The organism is Streptomyces sp. NPDC003720 (assembly GCF_042875075.1).
GTDB lineage: Bacteria > Actinomycetota > Actinomycetes > Streptomycetales > Streptomycetaceae > Streptomyces.
The window spans coordinates 580554-597135 of sequence record NZ_JBIANZ010000002.1; the positions used below are offsets into that span (position 1 = coordinate 580554).

Genomic DNA, 16582 nt, shown 5'->3' on the forward strand with positions numbered 1-16582 from the left:
GGCCCGGGGACACGGCGGGCCCGCACCCCCGTCAGCGTCCGACTTCGGCCCAGACCACCTTGCCGGTGTCCGTCCACCGCACCCCCCACCGGCTGGTGAGCCCGTGCACGACGTGCAGGCCGCGCCCACCGTCGTCGAGGAGGCCGCCCCGGCTCAGCCGCGGCCTGCCGTTGCCGGTGTCGCCCACCTCGCACAGCAGACCGTGACCGGACCTGATCAGCCGCACGGTGACGGGACCGGTGGCGAAGAGCACCGCGTTCGTGACCAGCTCGCTGACCAGGAGCAGCACGTTCTCCCGGGTGTCGTCCCGGGTGCGCCACCGCCGCAGCAGCGCGGACACCAGCGCGCGGGCACGGCCGGGCGCGTCGTAGCGGGCGGGCAGCCGCCAGGTCGCCGTGTCCTCCTTGCGGTAGCCGATCATGCGCGCGAGCAGCAGGGTCACGTCGTCGCGCTGCCGCGCCGGCGCCAGCGTGGCGACGACCCGCCGTGCGGCCTGCTGCAGGGTGTCCCAGGGGTGCACCGCGGACACGGCGCCCGCCAGTCTGTCGATGCCCTCGTCGATGGGGACGGCCGGATCCTCCACCAGCCCGTCGGTGTAGAGGGCGAGCAGGGAGCCCGGGGGCGCGTCGAACGTGTGCACGTGAAACGGTTCCCGCAGCGCGAACTCGGCCCCCAGCCCGGGGTGGGGGCGGATGGCGAGCGGGCCCGCGTGCCCGTCCGGCGACACCAGGACCGGGGGCAGGTGACCGGCGCTGGACAGCGTCACGTGGTGGCCGACCGGGTCGTACAGGGCGATGCAGCAGGTCGAGCCGAGGGCGCTGTAGCCGGCCGCCAGCCCCGACTCGGAGTCGTCCAGCATCGTCACGGTCTCGTCCAGGTGCTCCAGCACCTCGTCGGGGGCCAGCCCCGCGGAGAGCAGCGCGCGGGCCTCCATGCTCAGCTGGCCCATGGTCGCGGCGGCCCCCAGGCCGTGCCCGACCACGTCGCCGACCACCAGCGCGGTCCGGCCGTCCGGCAGCGGGAAGCTGTTCACCCAGTCGCCGCCGACGCCCGCGCTGTCAGGGGTGGCGGGCTGGTAGACGCTGGCTATCTCGACGGTGTCGCCGCCGGTCCGGGGCAGCAGCCGGCGCTGCAGCGCCAGCACCTGCGTGTGCTCCCGCTGGTGCTGACGGGCCAGGTCCACGTGGTGGGCGGTTCTGGCCACCAGTTCCTGCAGGTCGAACAGCTCGTTGTCGCGGAAGGGGACGTCCGCCCGCCGCCAGACCTCCGCCACGCCCAGCACGACGGGCGGCGCGCCGTCGAGGACCAGCGGTATGCACGCCACACCCGCCGACGGGTCGCCGGGCACCAGGGCACGCATCACCCGCGGGGTGCCGAGGACCCGCTCGACGGCCTCCCGGTCGGGCATGACGATGGCCTGCGGAGCGTCGCCACGCCGTACCGCCTGCGCCAGCAGGCGACTGGCGTCGCCGGGCAGATCGTGGCCGGGGGTGACGTAGCCCTCGGGCCAGGCCCGGTCCGGCACCAGGGCCGCCCGCCGCAGCCGGATGCGTCCCCGGCCCTGCTCGATGACTCCCTCGCCCGTCCACACGGCGAAGTCCAGGTCGACGGCTGCCACGTCTCCCCAGGCCAGCAAGGACTCCGCCAGAGACTGCGCGGTCTCGCCGATGTCCAGCGAGGTGCCGATCGCGGTCTCGGCGGCGTACAGGTGCAGCCTCGTGGCCATGGCGATCACCGAGACCGTCAGGCCGTCCTGAGGCACCGCTGCGGGCAGGATGCTCAGCGAGACCACCAGCTCCGAACCGTCGCGGCGCCGCAGGCGCTGGATCCGCGCCACGTGCGCCTCACCGGTCTCCAGTACCTGGCGCAACCGCCGGGTGACCGTCGGTACGTCCCCGGCGGGCAGGAGATCGACGAAGGGACGTCCGGGCACGGCCTCCACGCCCGCGAAGACGGGGGCGTCCAGATTGCAGCGGGTGATCCTCAGCTCCGTGTCCACGTTGATCGCGCCGAGGATCTGGTCCTGCGGGCCGTCCGCCGCGTCTTCCGGCACGCGCCGGCCGACCGCGCGGTCGTCCGGCGCGTCGGCGGTACCGGCCGGCGCCGCACGTCCGCCGCGCGGGATGTAGCGCCCAAGAGCGCTGCTGACCAGTTCGAACGGCGAAGAGGACGAAGGGGACGGTGTGGAGTCCATGCGGCTCTCTCAGCAATCCCCGGCGCGCCGCCGGGGCCGTACGCGGACCCGTGCGTCGGGGCCCCGAGATCCCTGATCGCACACCTCATTGAATAACACCGGGAGTCGCTTCGCCCACATCAGATCGCTCGGCGCCGATGACGGAGGTGTGTGGCGGCGGTGCGGGTGGGTAAGCGAACCAACTGGAACGGATGATTCCACTCAGGGATCCGCCGCTAGAGATGCTGGAGGACAGACCGTGAGCAAGCTGATACGGCGTTGTGCCGTCACGGGCGTTTCCGCCTTCGCCGCTGTGGGGGCCCTCGTCGCCGTGGGTGGTCCCGCGAGCGCGGCCACGGCCACGACGCCGCAGGCGTCGCCCGCTTCCGCCCAGGCGACGGCCGGTCACCACCCGTCACAGCCGTCCGCGGGACACCGGCACATCGACTCCTGGGTCGCGGGCCAGATCGCGCAGTTCGACCCCGCGGCCGCCCGGCGGCTCGCGGTCTACGACCCCTGGGTCAAGGACCAGCTGGCGCAGTTCACCCCTGGCGGGAAGTGACCCGCGGGCCCGCGGAGCCGGACCCTCAGACCCCTGGGTCGGCTTCGACAGGGCCGGGCCGACGCCCGCGCGCCGCTTCCAGCTGCGCGGCGAAGGACAGCCCGAGGAACAGCGCGATCGAGGTCAGGTAGGCCCACAGGAGCAGGGACATGAAGACGCTCAGAGGCCCGTAGAGGGTGTCGAAGGAGCCGCTCACGTTCAGGTAGAGGCTCAGCAGCCAGGTCAGCGTCATCCACAGCACCAGGTAGACGGCCGCACCGAAGGCCAGCCAGGTGTAGCCGGGCTGCTTGCGGCGCGGCGATCGGCGGAAGACCGTGCTCGCGGAGATGAGCGCGAGCAGCAGCCCGAACGGCCAGCGCAGGACGTCCCAGGCGGTCCGCGCGCCGGAGTCCAGGTGGTAGACCGTCACCGCCGCCGAGGCGAGGTCGCCCCCGGCGACCATGACGACGAAGCCGAGGCCGAGCGGAAGCCCAGCGCCGACGGCCATCAGCAGGCCGCGAAGGTACTTGAGGTGGAAGGGGCGGTCGCGTTCGTTGCCGTAGATGCGGTTGGCGCCCCGCTCTATCTGGCACATCGCGGTCGTGACGTTGACGAGGGAGAAGGCGGCGCAGAGCCAGAGGGTGACGGCCGCGCCGTCCCCCGCGGTCCGCCGGCCGCGGGCGAGTGCGTCGTCGACGACGCCGGCGCTGGGTCCGCGGGTGATCCGGTGGATCGTCAGTTCCGCCAGCCGGCCCACGTTCTCGGTGTGCAGGACGGTCGAGAGCCCGACGAAGGCGATGGCCAGCGGGACCAGTGCCAGCACCGTCTGCAGGGCGAGGGCCCGTGAGTGGCTGAAGCCGTCGGCGTACCGGAAGCGGACGAACGCATCCCGCAGGAGGGACCAGCCGCCGTAACGGCGCAGCGCCGCCCACGCCTCGTCGCCGGACAGTTCCTCCCCGCTCATGTCCCGTGTCTCGGGAACCTTCGTCGCGGTGCCCATTCACCTCTCCTCGCGGCCCGGTGGGGCCGGGAGTACCCGGACGCCGCACCCGGCCGCCGTCATCGTCCCAGGCATCTGCCGCCCCCCGATTCCTCATCGGCCGCCGACGGCGGCTCTGTGCGTCTACCCGCGAGCGCGGCCGCCCCAGCGTGCGATTAATCGGACGCCCGCCGTCCGCACGCGGACGCGAGGCCCACCGCCCTGAACCGTCCTCCGTAACGGAACGGAACGGAGGGTGGCACAACGTGCCGCCCCGGCTAGCGTTGCTCCGCATGACGGCGACCGAGACGGACATCACGGCGGACCTGATCCGGGATCTGCTCCGCGAACAGCACCCCGACCTGGCGGATCTTCCGCTGGAACTGGGAGCGCTCGGCTGGGACAACCAGGTGTGGCGGCTCGGCGAGGACCTCGCCGTCCGGATGCCCTGGGCGACCGAGTCCGCGGACGCGCTGCTGCGCAAGGAACACGCCTGGCTGCCCCGGCTCGCCCCGCACCTCCCGCTCCCGGTTCCGGTCCCGCGGCGCCTCGGTGAGCCCTCCGAACGCTTCCCGCGGCCCTGGCTCGTCACCACCTGGGTACCGGGCGAGCCCGCCGACCGCGCTCCCGTCACGCGCGCCGCCGAGGCGGCCGCCGCCCTGGCTGGCTTCCTGACCGCTCTCCACCGCCCCGCCCCCGACGAAGCACCGGCGGGCCGGGACCGCGGCGGCCCGCTGGCCGACACCGCCGGACGGTTCACCGGGGCGCTCGACTCGGCCGTCGAACGAGGGCTGGTCCGCGACCCGGAGGCCGTCCGCGCGGTGTGGGAGGACGCCGCCGCGGCGCCCGAGTGGGCCGGCCCCCGGCTCTGGCTCCACGGCGACCTGCACCCGGCCAACGTCCTCACCGCGCACGGCGGTCTCGCCGGAGTGATCGACTTCGGCGACCTCTTCGCCGGCGACCCGGCCTGCGACCTGGCCGCCGCCTGGATCCTGCTGCCCGACGGCGCCGCGGACCATTTCCACGCGTCCTACCGGCCGCGCCCGGACAGCGCTACCCTGCGCCGCGCCCGCGGCTGGGCGGTGCTGCGCGCACTGGCCGGCATCCACATCGGGGACGCCGGCGTCCACGGCCGCCCCGGAGGCAAGCGGACCTGGGGCCCGCCCGCCCACGCCGCGCTCGAACGTCTCACCGCGACGGTCCGCCCGTGAACGACCGTCCGGTGCCGACCGCACCGAGTTCTGCCCAAGTCTGGCCGCATGACGCCCGGTTCGCACCCCCGATCTTGTCCATGCTTTGACAACTCGTTCCCCGGACGTTCAACCGGCCTACCCCGCCGGAGCTGTGTGCCGTCCGTAAGGTCCCTGAGCGTTGCGGAAGAAGGGACTCATGGACGAACTCCTCGCGGTCCGCGCTCGCGGGATCACCAAGTGTTTCGGCGACGTGGTCGCGCTCGACGGCGTCGACCTGGACGTGACGCAGGGTCAGATCCACGGCCTGGTCGGACCGAACGGCGCCGGCAAGACGACACTGCTCGGCCTCCTGCTGGGGCTGGCCGCGGCGGACAGCGGCCGCCTCGAGATCCTGGGCACGCCGGTCGGCCGCGCGCTCACCGCCCCCGGCGGGGTCGCGGGCTTCGTGGACGGGCCCGGCCTCTACCCCTCGCTCACCGCCCGGCAGAACCTCGCCGCGCTGGCCGCCCTGCACGCGAACGGCGCACGGACGACGCGCATCGACGACGTGCTCGGCGAGGTCGGGCTCACCGACGTCGCCGACGACCGGGTACGGGGATTCTCCCTCGGCATGCGCCAGCGGCTCGGACTCGCCGCCGCCCTGCTCACCCGGCCCCGACTGCTCGTGCTCGACGAACCCGCCAACGGCCTCGATCCGGCGGGCAAGAGGCATGTGCACGGGGTCCTCACCCGGCTCGCGGCGGACGGCACCAGCGTCGTCCTCTCGAGCCACCGCATGGACGACCTCGAGGCACTGTGCTCCGAGGTGACGATCATCGCCACCGGACGGGTCGTCTTCTCCGGCCCGCTGGACAAGCTGGCCGCCGAGAAGCGCGAACTCGAATACCGGCTGGTGACCTCCGACCCCGAGGCCGCCCGCCGCCTGGCCGCCGGCACGGAGGGCGTCCGCACCGTCGACGACGCCGGCACCCGGTACGGCGCCCAGGTACTTGTCGTACGCGCGCTGGTGCCCGCCCTCGACGAACTGGTGACGGCACTCGTACGGGCCGGCGTCGCGCCGCGCGAGCTCACCCCCGTGGTGTCGCCCCTCGAAGCCGCGTTCCTCGCCCTGACCGAGCAGCACCAGCAGGAGCGGGCCGCATGACCACGACCCTCGCACCCCGCGGCGACGTCCGGCCCCGCCCCGTTCCGCTGCTGCGCGGCTACCGGTTCGAGCTGGTCAAACTGGTCTCGCAGTGGCGCACGCGCCTGCTGGTCCTCGCCTGCTGGATCATCCCGGCGCTCTTCGTGGCGGCGGTGAGCCGGCAGAGCACGCTCCCCGTCGACACCCTCTTCGGCCGCTGGATGCACGCCACGGGCTGGGCCGGGCCGCTGGTGGTGCTCGGATTCGCGGGCACCTGGGCGCTGCCGCTGCTGACGTCCGTGGTCGCCGGCGACGTGTTCGCCGCCGAGGACCGTCTCGGCACCTGGCGCCACCTGCTCGTGGCGGTACGGTCACCGCGGCGGATCTTCGCGGCCAAGGCACTGGCCGCCCTCACCGTCATCCTGCTGCTGGTGGCCGGGCTCGCCTGTTCCAGCGCGGCCGGCGGAGCCGCGGCCGTCGGCGACCATCCGCTGGTCGGCCTCGACGGCCACCTGCTGACACCGGCCGACGCCGCCGGCCGGGTCCTGCTCGCCTGGACCTGCGGGCTCGCCCCGACGCTGGCCCTCGCCGCGATCGGACTGCTCGGCTCCGTCACACGGGGGCGCTCCCCGATGGGCCTGCTGCTGCCCGCGCTGTTCGCGCTCGCCACACAGCTCGCCCAGATGCTGCCGCTGCCCGTCGCCGTGCGCCTCGCCCTGCCCGGCTACGCCTTCATCGCCTGGAACGGCCTGTTCACCAGCCCGGCGCAGCTGCGGCCGCTGCTGATCGGCGTCGCGGTCGCTCTCGCCTGGGCCGTGGTCGCGACGACGCTCGCCTGCCTGCTCTTCGTACGCCGCGACTTCACCAACGCCGCCTACGACGGCTCGGGGCGCCGCGCCCTGACGGCCGGGGTGCTCGTGCCGGCCGGACTGCTCGCCGCGACGGTGCTGGTGGTCGCCACGACCACCCCGTCCTCCGGCTCCGGGATCGAGCAGGAGAAGGTACAGCGCTCCCTCGCCACGGAGTTCGCCCATCTCTACCGGCTGCAGACCGGTCAACTGCACCGCCCCGACGTCTCCGAGGCGCAGCTGAGGACGACCGCGACCTGTGACAAGGGCAGTGTCCGGGTCGCCGCCGAGGGACCGGGCAACGACTGGCGCTGCGTCGTCTCGTGGCACCTGCCCGGCGTCGCGGCCACCGGCTCGGCCGTCTACCAGCTCGACGTCACCGCGGACGGGCGGTTCGTCGCCGACGGCGACGGACCGAAGGAAGTGAACGGCTACTTCCTGGTGCGCACCCCGACCGGGGACGCGCCGAACCCGCTCTGGCAGTTCGACGGCAACGTCGATCTGCTGTCCACCTCGAAGGGATGAACCCATGCAGGTAACACGCCACCGCAGGCGTGTCCAGACGAACGGTGTCGCTCTCCTCGGCAGACGCGTCGGCCGCCGGACGCTGCTGACCGCGGGCATCACCGCCGTCGCCGTCACCGCCGCGGGCACCGCGTTCGCCCAGACGCACCAGTTCGGCACCGACCAGGTCGGACAGGTCACCGACCGGGGCCAGGTGGTCTCCGCCGACCAGTACATCGCGCCCTACGGCGAGCGACTCGTCGTCGACAACGGCAAGATCATGTCGTCCTCGGTGAGCCCGGACGGCACCCACCTGGCAGCCTCGGTCACCGACGGCGGCGCCGCGCTGTCCATCGTCGACCTGAAGAAGTGGACGGTGCAGCAACTCGTCGGCACCGCCGCCTCGTCCAGCCCGCGCCTCGGCAGCAACGAGGTCGGCCAGGAAGGCCCCACCTACTCGCCCGACGGCTCGCAGCTCTGGCTCGGCCAGACCGACGGCTACACCAGGTTCACCGTGAACCCGGACGGCAGCGTCGCCGATCCCACCACCGTGAAGATCCCGGCGGACGGAACCAGGCACGCGCTGGTGGGGGAGGCGGTGTTCTCGCCCGACGGCTCCACCGTGTACTCCGCGGTCAACGGCCAGAACCGGGTCGTCGCCCTCGACGCGGCGACCGGCGCCGTCCGCCGGAGCTGGGCCGTCGGCAACGCCCCGCGCGACCTGGTCCGGGTGGGCGACAAGCTGTACGTGAGCAACGAGGGCGGGCGCCCGGCCGGATCCGGCGACACCACCCTGAACTCCTACGACACCCAGGTGCCGGCCGACCCGAAGACGGGCGCCACCACGACCGGCACGGTCGGCGTCATCGACCTGGCGCACCCGGACGCCGCCCCCACGAGCATCGACGTCGGTCTGCACCCGACCGCCCTGTACGCCAAGCGCGGGGCGCTGTTCGTCACCAACACCGCCACCAACGACGTGTCGGTCATCGACACCCGCCGCGACAAGGTCGTGCAGACCATCGCGACGCAGCCCTGGCCCGAGGCCTCGGTGGGCTACGAGCCCGACGCGGTGACGCTCACCGACGACGGCCACCTGCTGGTGACGCTCGGCCGCGCCAACGCGGTCGCCGTCTACCGGTACAGCACCCCCCAGGAGCCGGTCAGTTACGTCGGTCTGCTTCCCACGGACTACTTCCCGGCGGAGATCGCCACCGTCGGCGACCAGGTGCTGGTCTCCAACACGCGCGGTGTCGACGCCCGCCGTCCCACCAGCGCCGCCGGGCACGCCACCCACGACACGACGTCGAGCCTGACGCGGTTCGCGCTGCCCGACGACAGCGTCATCAGGTCCCAGACCCCCAAGGTCTTCCGGCAGAACGGCTGGAGCCGCGGCTCGGTGCAGTTCGCCGAGGGCAAGGGCCACGCGAAGCCGGTGCCGGTCCCGCAGCGGCTCGGCGACCCCTCGACGATCAAGCACGTGTTCCTGATAGTCAAGGAGAACCGGACCTACGACCAGCTCTTCGGCGATCTCCCGCAGGGCAACGGCGACCCGTCGCTCGCTCAGTTCGGCGAGAACGTGACCCCGAACCAGCACGCCCTCGCCGAGCAGTTCGGGCTGTACGACAACACCTACGACATCGGCACGAACTCCGCCGAGGGTCACAACTGGCTGATGCAGGCCGACAATCCGGAGTACACGGAGTCCTCGGCCGGTGAGTACAAGCGCAGTTACGACACCGAGGACGACGCTCTCGGCCACCAGCGCACCGGGTTCATCTGGTCCGGCGCCCAGGCGGCGGGCAAGAGCGTGCGGAACTTCGGCGAGTTCCAGCAGTTCCTGTCGAAGCCCGCGGACGCGAGCTGGCAGAACCTGTACTGCGACGCCAAGAACATGGACGCGACCGGGCAGGACACCGCGTACACGCTGAACTCGTCCTCGCCGATCCCGTCGCTCAACGACGTGTCCGTGCACGGCTTCGCGAAGTTCGACACCAGCGTCCCGGACATCTACCGGCACCAGATCTGGAAGCGCGACTTCCAGAAGGACGGTCCGGCGAACCTCAACATGTTCTGGCTCTCCAGCGACCACACCGGCGGCCCGGCGAACGCGGCCGCCCAGGTCGCCGACAACGACCTCGCCACCGGCCGGATCGTCGACGAGATCTCGCACAGCAGGTACTGGAAGGACTCGGCGATCTTCGTCGTGGAGGACGACTCCCAGGCCGGCCTCGACCACGTCGACGGCCACCGCGCCCCGATCCAGATCATCAGCCCCTGGGCCCGGCACGGCACGGTCGACAGCCGCTACTACTCCCAGATCACGGTGATCCGGACCATCGAGCAGATCCTCGGGATCCACCCGATGAACCAGAAGGACAGCGCGGCCACCCCGATGCGGGGGGCCTTCACCCAGAAGGCGGACCCCACGCCGTTCACCGCGCTGCCCAACCGGACCTCGCTGACCGGCGGCCTGAAGACCCCGCCCGCCTGCGGCGTGGACACACCGGCGCCGCAGGACCCCGCGGCGGCCCCCGCGCCGTCGGCGAAGGTCCCCGCGGACCAGCGGTCGCTCGCCGCGAAGTGGGACCGCTGGAAGTCGAAGCAGCGTCTGACCGGCCCCAACGCGGTGCCCGACTACGCCAACCCCGCGCAGATGAACCACTTCACCTGGTACGAGACGCACAACTGGAAGAAGCCGTACCCCGGTGAGAGCAGGCTCTTCGCGCCGGACGACGTGCCGGGCGCCTACATCCCGTCGTCGGAGTCCGACGGCTGACACCCCAAAGAGCATGAGGGGCCCCCGTCCGGCGTCGCAGCCGGGCGGGGGCCCTGCCGTTCCAGGCCGCGGTGCGCACGCCATCGTCCGCGGGGTGGAGTGCCGGGTTCGCCCAGCGGGGGAGCGGGGCACGCCCGGGGGCTGATGCGAAGGCCCGCGGGGGCGCCGGACGATGGGGCCCAGCGGAGGGAGACGTCGTGGAGCGTTTTGACCGGATCGGGCGTGCGGCGGCGTACGGAGCGGCACTGGCCCTCGTGCCGTACCTGGTGATCAAGGTGTCGTGGGTGGTCGGTTCGCTGCTCGGACTGCTGCCCGTCGGACGGGGTTTCAGCCTCGGCGGGTGGCTGGTGCTCAACACCGTCACGATCGGCATGGCCGCGGCCGGGATCACCTTGGGGCTGGCGCTGGTGCGGCCGTGGGGGGTGCGGATCCCCGGTCGTCTGGTGGGATTCGTCGGCTGGGTGGGCGCGGGGTTCCTGGTGTCGATCCTGCCGTTCGTGGTCGTCAGCACGCTGATGAACTCCGGTGCGCGGGCGTCGGGTTCGGGAGGCTCAGGGAGCTCCGGCGGTGACGCGGCGATGCCGGGCTGGGAGGCGGTGCTGCTGCAGTGCAGTTTCGTGGGCACCGGGATCGCGCTCGCCGTCGCGCTGCCCGCCTATCTGCGCCGGCGCTGGCCCCACGCGCTGCGCAGGCCCGAGTGGGCGCCCGCTTCCCGGGAACCGCTGTGGCCCGCCGTGACCGGCGCGGTGACCGGCCTGGTCTGGCTCTACTGGGCGGCCGGCGGCCTGCTGGGCATCGCGCACCGCGAGGAGCGGCCGGCCGACTGGCATGTACTGGTCGGGGTCAGCGCGTGCTGGGCCCTGGCCGCGTCCGCCGCCGTAGCGGTCCTCGGCCGCCGTCGCCCGGCCAGGCTGCCGTATCCGCTCGTGCTCGCCCTGGCGTGGCTCGGCTCCGGCTCGATGTTCGCGTGGAGCGGCTGGCGGCTGCCGGCCACGGTGTACGTGGCCCTGGCCCACCCGAGCGACGTCGCCTACCCGGAGAACGCCACGCTCGCCGTGGCCCTGCACCTCACGGCGGTGCTCGCGGGGGCGGGGATCATGCGGACGCTGACGCGCGACCGCGGCCGGGCCGGCGTGGCCGCCGATGACGGGGAGCCCGCCGAACGGGTGGGCGGGCGGCGGTGAACGCGGGCGCCCACCGGGACAGAGGCGGGCGCCCGGTCAGGGGGGCGGGGCTCAGGGGCCGGGCGCGGGCGGCGCGAGTCGGCCGATGCTGAGAATGCCCTCGGTCTCGTGCCCCGTCCGGGCGCCCCGCTGAAGGGCTTCGCACCGTTCGAGCAGCGCGTAGCCCTCGCAGAGAGCGGTTTCGTGACCGCCGTAGGACTCCAGGTTCACGACCGCCGCCTCCAGGTGCCGGATCTCGTCGGCCCGCATGATCACGGCGCCGTCCTCCCCGGCCCCGGCGGTGGCTCGCCGACGCAGCAGTATTGCCAGCTCGGTGCCGCTGGCGTTGCGGATCGTCTCGGCGTCGGCGCCGCTGCGCAGCACCAGGCAGGCCCGGGCGTGCTCGATGACGCGGAGGAGAGCCCGGTATTCGGGCGGGGACAGCTCGAACACCGGCGGTCCGTCGTCCCGGCGGCCGTCGACGAGCGCGGCGTCGACGGCCGGGCCGGAGATCGTCGTACGTCTTCGTCCGCCGAACCTCGGCATCCATTCCCCCCAGAAAACGGTGTCAGCGCTGACCGTGACCGCGCGCGGTGCACTGCTACCCGGTCTACACCAGTCCAATGCTCAACTGTTGTCGCGTGAAAGCTTTTGGGTCAAACTTGATCAACCGCGGTCGCGGGGGGCGACTCCGCTAGGCCTGCCGACGGGTACGCAGCTTGTCGAAGAGGCGCTGGGCCTGGGCCCGGCGGCGCGGATCGGCCGCGGCGCGTCGGGCCTGCTCGATGGTGCGCCGACCCTGCGGACTTTGTGCGAACTGCTTGAGTCGCTGGAGAACGCCCGGCATGTCACTCCTATTGCCATGGGTGCCCGGCTGCTGCCGGGCCCGGTGGAGTCCGGTTACCCGCTCGCCGGCCGTCCAGCCTCGTCGGGGCCGTGGCTAGACCTGATCGGGCGGAGGGCCCGGCAGGTGCAGGTGGACCACAACCTGCTTGCCGGTCGCCAGGGCGACGGTGTGCAACTGCCCGCACAGCATGGTCACCAGGCGGAGGCCATGGCCTCCGACGCGGCGGGCGTCGTGCTCCTGCGGCTCGGGCCGCAGCGGAGAGCTGTCGCGGACCGTGATCCGCAGCAGGGCGGCGTCCGGTACGACCTCCAGCTCCAGCCCGCCGGGGCCGGGCGCGTGCCGGTGCGCGTTCGTGACGAGCTCGCTGACCACGAGCTGGGCGTCCTGGCACGCCCGGTGCTCCGGCGGATGTCCTGCCTGGGCCAGCAGTGTGCGCACGGCTTGGCGAGCGTCGGCTATCGGTGGCTGTTCCTCGTCCCAGGCCGTGCTGTACCGCAGGGCCCCTGCCGGTTCTCGTCCATCCGGCGCCTGATTCCTAAGCGGGATGACCATGAGTGTTCCTGTGGGGGGTGTCTTTGCCTTCTGACCGTGTGATCTCTGTGTCGTGCACTTCCGCTTACCCGCTGCCGTCGTTCCCATGAGAGGTCCACGCCGGGAGCAGCCGTGTGCCGCGTCACGGCGCACGGCTGCTCCCGGCGTGGGGACAGGCCCTACTCCTTGGGCGGCTTGACGGTGATGTCGAGGTAGAAGGCGTCGATGCTGCGGACCGCCGCCTCGAACTCCTCGAGGTTGACCGGCTTGGTCACGTAGGCGTTGGCGTGATGGTGGTAGGCGCCGGTGACGTCGTCGGGAGCCGCGGACGTGGTCAGCACGACCACCGGAATCGTCCGCAGATCGGCGTCCTCCTTGACCACGGCGAGGAACTCGCGACCGTTCATCCGCGGCATGTTGAGGTCCAGGACGATGAGGTCCGGGCGCTCGTTCTCCGGGTCGCGCAGGTATTCCAGGGCCGCCATGCCGTCGGAGACCTGGGTGAGGTTGCGGGTACCGCGCTCGGCGAGGGCGTCCTGGATGAGCATGGCATCGGCGACGTCGTCTTCGACCAGCAGGACGTCGTAGGGGCGGGTGGCGGCGGCAGCCATGTTTCACAAGCTCCGGGGTTCGGGGGACGGCGGGGTGGGTGTGCTGTTGGTGATGAGACCGGGCCAGCGGCGACGGGCCCCTTGCCTGCTCATGCTCATGGCCTGGCCGATCTCGGGGTAGCCCGCCCCGCTCGCTGCCGCCGCATGCGCCGCCTGGTCCTCCAGACGTCTCACGGCCTGCTGGACGCCGCGCAGCACACGCAGGCGAGCCAAGGCGTGCCGTCGGGCGTCACCGGCCGTGTCCGCGAGGTCCGCGGGTGGGTGGGGGACGTCCTGCGTGAGTCGCCGGGTGAGTTCGTCCACCACCTGGGTCACCAGCGCGGCCGTCTCCCCGGGCAAAGGCGGAGTGGAAGCGGGACCAGGCATGACGTCACTCTACGGTGATGTTCCCGACAGGGACAACATGCGTTGTCGAGGCGTGGGTACAGTTGTGCTTGCCCCATGGCAACAGCGGCCCACTCGTCCGAGGAAAAGATGCAGACCGCCATAGAAACCGAGTCGTCCGGCAACGGCGTTCTCTCCGGCTGGACGACGCGGCGCTGGCTGCGTACCGGAGTCGCCACCACCCTCGCGGTCCTCGCGGTCCTGGGCTCACTGGGCGGCTGGGCGATGTGGCGAACGTCGCAGATCACCTCCGAGCTGGTCGACCGCCGCTCGCCCGCCCTGATCGAGGCCATGCGGGTGGAGCAGGCCCTGGTCAACCAGGAGACCGGCATCCGCGGATACGGCCTGTCCGGCCGCACCGACTTCCTCCAGCCCTACGCGCGTGGCGTGAGCGACGAGAAGACCGCCCTGCGCCTGCTGCGACCGCTGGTCACGGACGAGCGGGCCGCCGCCGACCTGGCCGAGGTCGAGAGGCTCGCCGACACCTGGCAGCGGAACTTCGCCCGCCCCATCTCGGAAGCCTCGCCCGACGAGGCCGTGAAACTCGCCACCCGGCGTGCGGGCGAGGGCAAGTCGAGCTTCGACGTGCTGCGGCGTGCCATGGCACGCCAGCAGGACCACCTGCAGAGCGAGCGGTCGGCGGCCACGAGGACGCTGAAGCGAGCGGAGACGCTGCGTAACTGGATGTTCGCCGTCATCGCCGTCGTCATCGTCCTGGTCGCGGTCCTCGTCTCGGAGGGGCTGCGCCGCGGCGTGACCCGTCCGCTGACCCGGCTCGGCTCGGCGGCACGTGAGGTGGCGCAGGGCCGATTCGACCGCTCCCTCTCCGGCACCGGACCCGCCGACCTGCGGCAACTGGCATCCGACACCGAGGCCATGCGTCAGCGGCTGGTGCGGGAACTGCAGTTCAGCGAGCAGGCACGCGGGCTCCTGGACGAGCAGGCCGAGGACCTGCGGCGCTCCAACACGGAACTGGAGCAGTTCGCCTACGTGGCCTCGCACGACCTGCAGGAGCCGCTGCGGAAGGTGTCCAGCTTCACCCAGCTCCTGCAGCGCCGTTACGGCGGTCAGCTGGACGACAAGGCCGACCAGTACATCGCCTTCGCCGTCGACGGCGCCAACCGCATGCAGACGCTCATCAACGACCTCCTGGCATTCTCCCGGGTCGGCCGGGTCCACAACGACCACCAGACCGTCGATCTGGAATCGGTGCTGGGCAAGGTCCTGGACGATCTCAGCGTGACCATCGAGGAGACGGGCGCCGAGATCACCCACGACCCGCTGCCCACCGTCGTCGGGGACGCCACCCAGCTCGGCATGCTCTGGCAGAACCTGCTCTCGAACGCCATCAAGTTCCGCAGTCCCGACCGGCCGCCCCGCGTTCGGGTCGGCGCGGCCTGCGACGGAGGCGTGTGGACGTTCTCGGTGACCGACAACGGGATCGGCATCGCGCCCGAGTTCCACGACAAGGTCTTCGTCCTCTTCCAGCGCCTGCACACCAAGGACGCCTACCCGGGCACCGGCATCGGCCTCGCCATGTGCAAGAAGGTCGTGGAGTTCCACGGCGGCACGATCGGCATCGACGCCGGCCACACTTCGGGCACCCGTGTCGTCTTCACCCTGCCCGCCACCGGCTCCGCGTCCGAGGCCCCGCGAAGAGAGGTCCAGCCGTGACCGATCCGGCCGCGACCCGCGACCTGCGGTACGCCATCCTGCTCGTGGAGGACGACGACGGGGACGCGCTCCTCGTCGAGGAACTCCTCCACGACACCGACCTGCCGCACACCCTCACACGCTGCCGCACGGCCGCCGAGGCCCGTGCGGCACTCGCCTCGGACGCCGTGGACTGCGTTCTCCTCGACCTGCACCTGCCCGACGCCTCCGGACTGGAGTCGGTCCGGGCGATCCAGTCGAACACCCACGCCGCGATCATCGTCCTGACCGGCCTGGACGAGCCCCGCGCGGGCGTCGACGCGCTCGCGGCCGGCGCCCAGGACTACCTGATCAAGGGCAAGGTCGAACCCGACCTCATGCAGCGTGCCCTGCGTTACGCCGTCCAGCGCAAGCAGGCCGAACGCGCCAACGCGGCGCTGCAGATCGGCCGCCTGCGCGCCGAGGAGAACGCACGCCTCGAACGCGGTCTGCTCCCCGAACCCCTCCTGTCGTCCTCCACCGTCACGGCTTCCAGCCGCTACTACCCCGGCCGGGCCCAGGCCCTGCTGGGAGGGGACTTCCTCGACGTCGTCCAGACCGACGACGGGCACATCCACGCCGTCATCGGCGACGTCAGCGGCCACGGCCCCGACGCCGCGGCACTGGGCGTCTGCCTGCGCATCGCCTGGCGGGCCCTCGTCCTCGGCGGGCACCGCGACCAGGGGCTGCTCCATCTGCTGGAGCAGATCCACATCGCCGAACGGGCCGGCAGCGACCTCTTCACCACCTGCACCCTCATCACCCTGGACCCGGACGCGGCCACCGTCACCCTCCACCTGGCCGGGCACCACGAACCCCTCCTCGTCACGCCCGAGGGAGCACGGGTGGTGACCGCCGCCCACGGGGTCGCGCTGGGGATCGTCCCCGGGCTGGGCAAGTGGCCGTCCACCACCATCGCCCTGCCCGACCGCGGCGCACTCGTCGCCTACACGGACGGCCTGATCGAGGGTTTCGCCGGCGACCGCTCCGCGCGGCTCGGCGTCGAAGGCCTGCTGGACATCATCGGCACCATCGACACACCGGATCCCGGCTCCCACCTGGACCAGCTCATCGCCCGCAGCCGCACGCTCAACGCCGACCGGCACACCGACGATCTCGCCGTCCTGCGCCTGGACTGGAACAACACCCACACCGGCCGCACCCCGAGCGCCTGGCGCACGGTGCCGTAGCCCCGCCGGAACGGCAGCGGCGGG

The 16582-nt window shown here is 72.3% G+C and carries 14 protein-coding genes; 8 read left to right on the top strand and 6 right to left on the bottom strand.

What is annotated here, in order from left to right; all coding sequences use genetic code 11:
- Positions 1 to 31 precede the first annotated feature (31 nt).
- Entirely contained in the window at positions 32 to 2194 is a 2163-nt protein-coding gene (locus ACFYU0_RS08220; RefSeq protein WP_351666943.1) for a SpoIIE family protein phosphatase, read from the bottom strand.
- Positions 2195 to 2432: 238 nt separating this feature from the next.
- Here ACFYU0_RS08220 and ACFYU0_RS08225 point away from each other — a divergent pair, with 238 nt between their 5' ends.
- Positions 2433 to 2735: a hypothetical protein gene (locus ACFYU0_RS08225; protein WP_389298697.1), complete on the top strand. Its 303-nt coding sequence runs from the start codon at positions 2433 to 2435 to the stop codon at positions 2733 to 2735.
- Positions 2736 to 2760: 25 nt separating this feature from the next.
- Here ACFYU0_RS08225 and ACFYU0_RS08230 read toward each other — a convergent pair whose 3' ends face one another.
- Positions 2761 to 3714 (bottom strand): YihY/virulence factor BrkB family protein, encoded by a 954-nt coding sequence (locus ACFYU0_RS08230; protein WP_351666939.1) that lies wholly within the window; start codon positions 3712 to 3714, stop codon positions 2761 to 2763.
- Positions 3715 to 3986: 272 nt separating this feature from the next.
- Here ACFYU0_RS08230 and ACFYU0_RS08235 point away from each other — a divergent pair, with 272 nt between their 5' ends.
- The 5 genes from ACFYU0_RS08235 (at position 3987) to ACFYU0_RS08255 (ending at position 11324) form a co-directional block, all read left to right on the top strand.
- A complete protein-coding gene (locus ACFYU0_RS08235; RefSeq protein ID WP_389298699.1) occupies positions 3987 to 4904 on the top strand; it encodes an aminoglycoside phosphotransferase family protein in 918 nt (305 codons plus the stop codon).
- Positions 4905 to 5082: 178 nt separating this feature from the next.
- Entirely contained in the window at positions 5083 to 6030 is a 948-nt protein-coding gene (locus ACFYU0_RS08240) for an ABC transporter ATP-binding protein (RefSeq protein ID WP_389298701.1), read from the top strand.
- Positions 6027 to 7382, top strand: a complete 1356-nt coding sequence (locus tag ACFYU0_RS08245; RefSeq protein WP_389298703.1) for an ABC transporter permease — start codon at positions 6027 to 6029, stop codon at positions 7380 to 7382. Before ACFYU0_RS08240 ends, ACFYU0_RS08245 begins: the two co-directional genes overlap by 4 nt.
- Positions 7383 to 7386: 4 nt before the next feature.
- Complete coding sequence (locus ACFYU0_RS08250) at positions 7387 to 10140, top strand: alkaline phosphatase family protein (RefSeq protein WP_389298705.1); 2754 nt, start codon at positions 7387 to 7389, stop codon at positions 10138 to 10140.
- Between the two features lie 197 nt (positions 10141 to 10337).
- A complete protein-coding gene (locus ACFYU0_RS08255; protein WP_389298707.1) occupies positions 10338 to 11324 on the top strand; it encodes a hypothetical protein in 987 nt (328 codons plus the stop codon).
- Between the two features lie 51 nt (positions 11325 to 11375).
- Here the strand turns inward: ACFYU0_RS08255 and ACFYU0_RS08260 are convergent, their stop codons facing one another.
- The 4 genes from ACFYU0_RS08260 to ACFYU0_RS08275 form a co-directional block, all read right to left on the bottom strand.
- Positions 11376 to 11849 (bottom strand): hypothetical protein, encoded by a 474-nt coding sequence (locus ACFYU0_RS08260; RefSeq protein WP_389298709.1) that lies wholly within the window; start codon positions 11847 to 11849, stop codon positions 11376 to 11378.
- Positions 11850 to 12243: 394 nt separating this feature from the next.
- Entirely contained in the window at positions 12244 to 12648 is a 405-nt protein-coding gene (locus tag ACFYU0_RS08265) for an ATP-binding protein (protein WP_389298946.1), read from the bottom strand.
- A 212-nt stretch (positions 12649 to 12860) separates the two neighbouring features.
- The gene (locus ACFYU0_RS08270; RefSeq protein ID WP_389298711.1) at positions 12861 to 13292 is read right to left on the bottom strand and encodes a response regulator; all 432 of its coding nucleotides are present in this window, start codon (positions 13290 to 13292) and stop codon (positions 12861 to 12863) included.
- 3 nt (positions 13293 to 13295) lie between these two features.
- The gene (locus ACFYU0_RS08275) at positions 13296 to 13658 is read right to left on the bottom strand and encodes a hypothetical protein (protein WP_351666921.1); all 363 of its coding nucleotides are present in this window, start codon (positions 13656 to 13658) and stop codon (positions 13296 to 13298) included.
- A gap of 108 nt (positions 13659 to 13766) precedes the next feature.
- Between ACFYU0_RS08275 and ACFYU0_RS08280 the strand changes: the two genes are divergently transcribed.
- Positions 13767 to 15350, top strand: a complete 1584-nt coding sequence (locus ACFYU0_RS08280; protein WP_389298949.1) for an ATP-binding protein — start codon at positions 13767 to 13769, stop codon at positions 15348 to 15350.
- A complete protein-coding gene (locus ACFYU0_RS08285; protein WP_389298714.1) occupies positions 15347 to 16558 on the top strand; it encodes a PP2C family protein-serine/threonine phosphatase in 1212 nt (403 codons plus the stop codon). The genes ACFYU0_RS08280 and ACFYU0_RS08285 overlap by 4 nt, the downstream gene beginning before the upstream one ends.
- Positions 16559 to 16582: the final 24 nt, after the last annotated feature.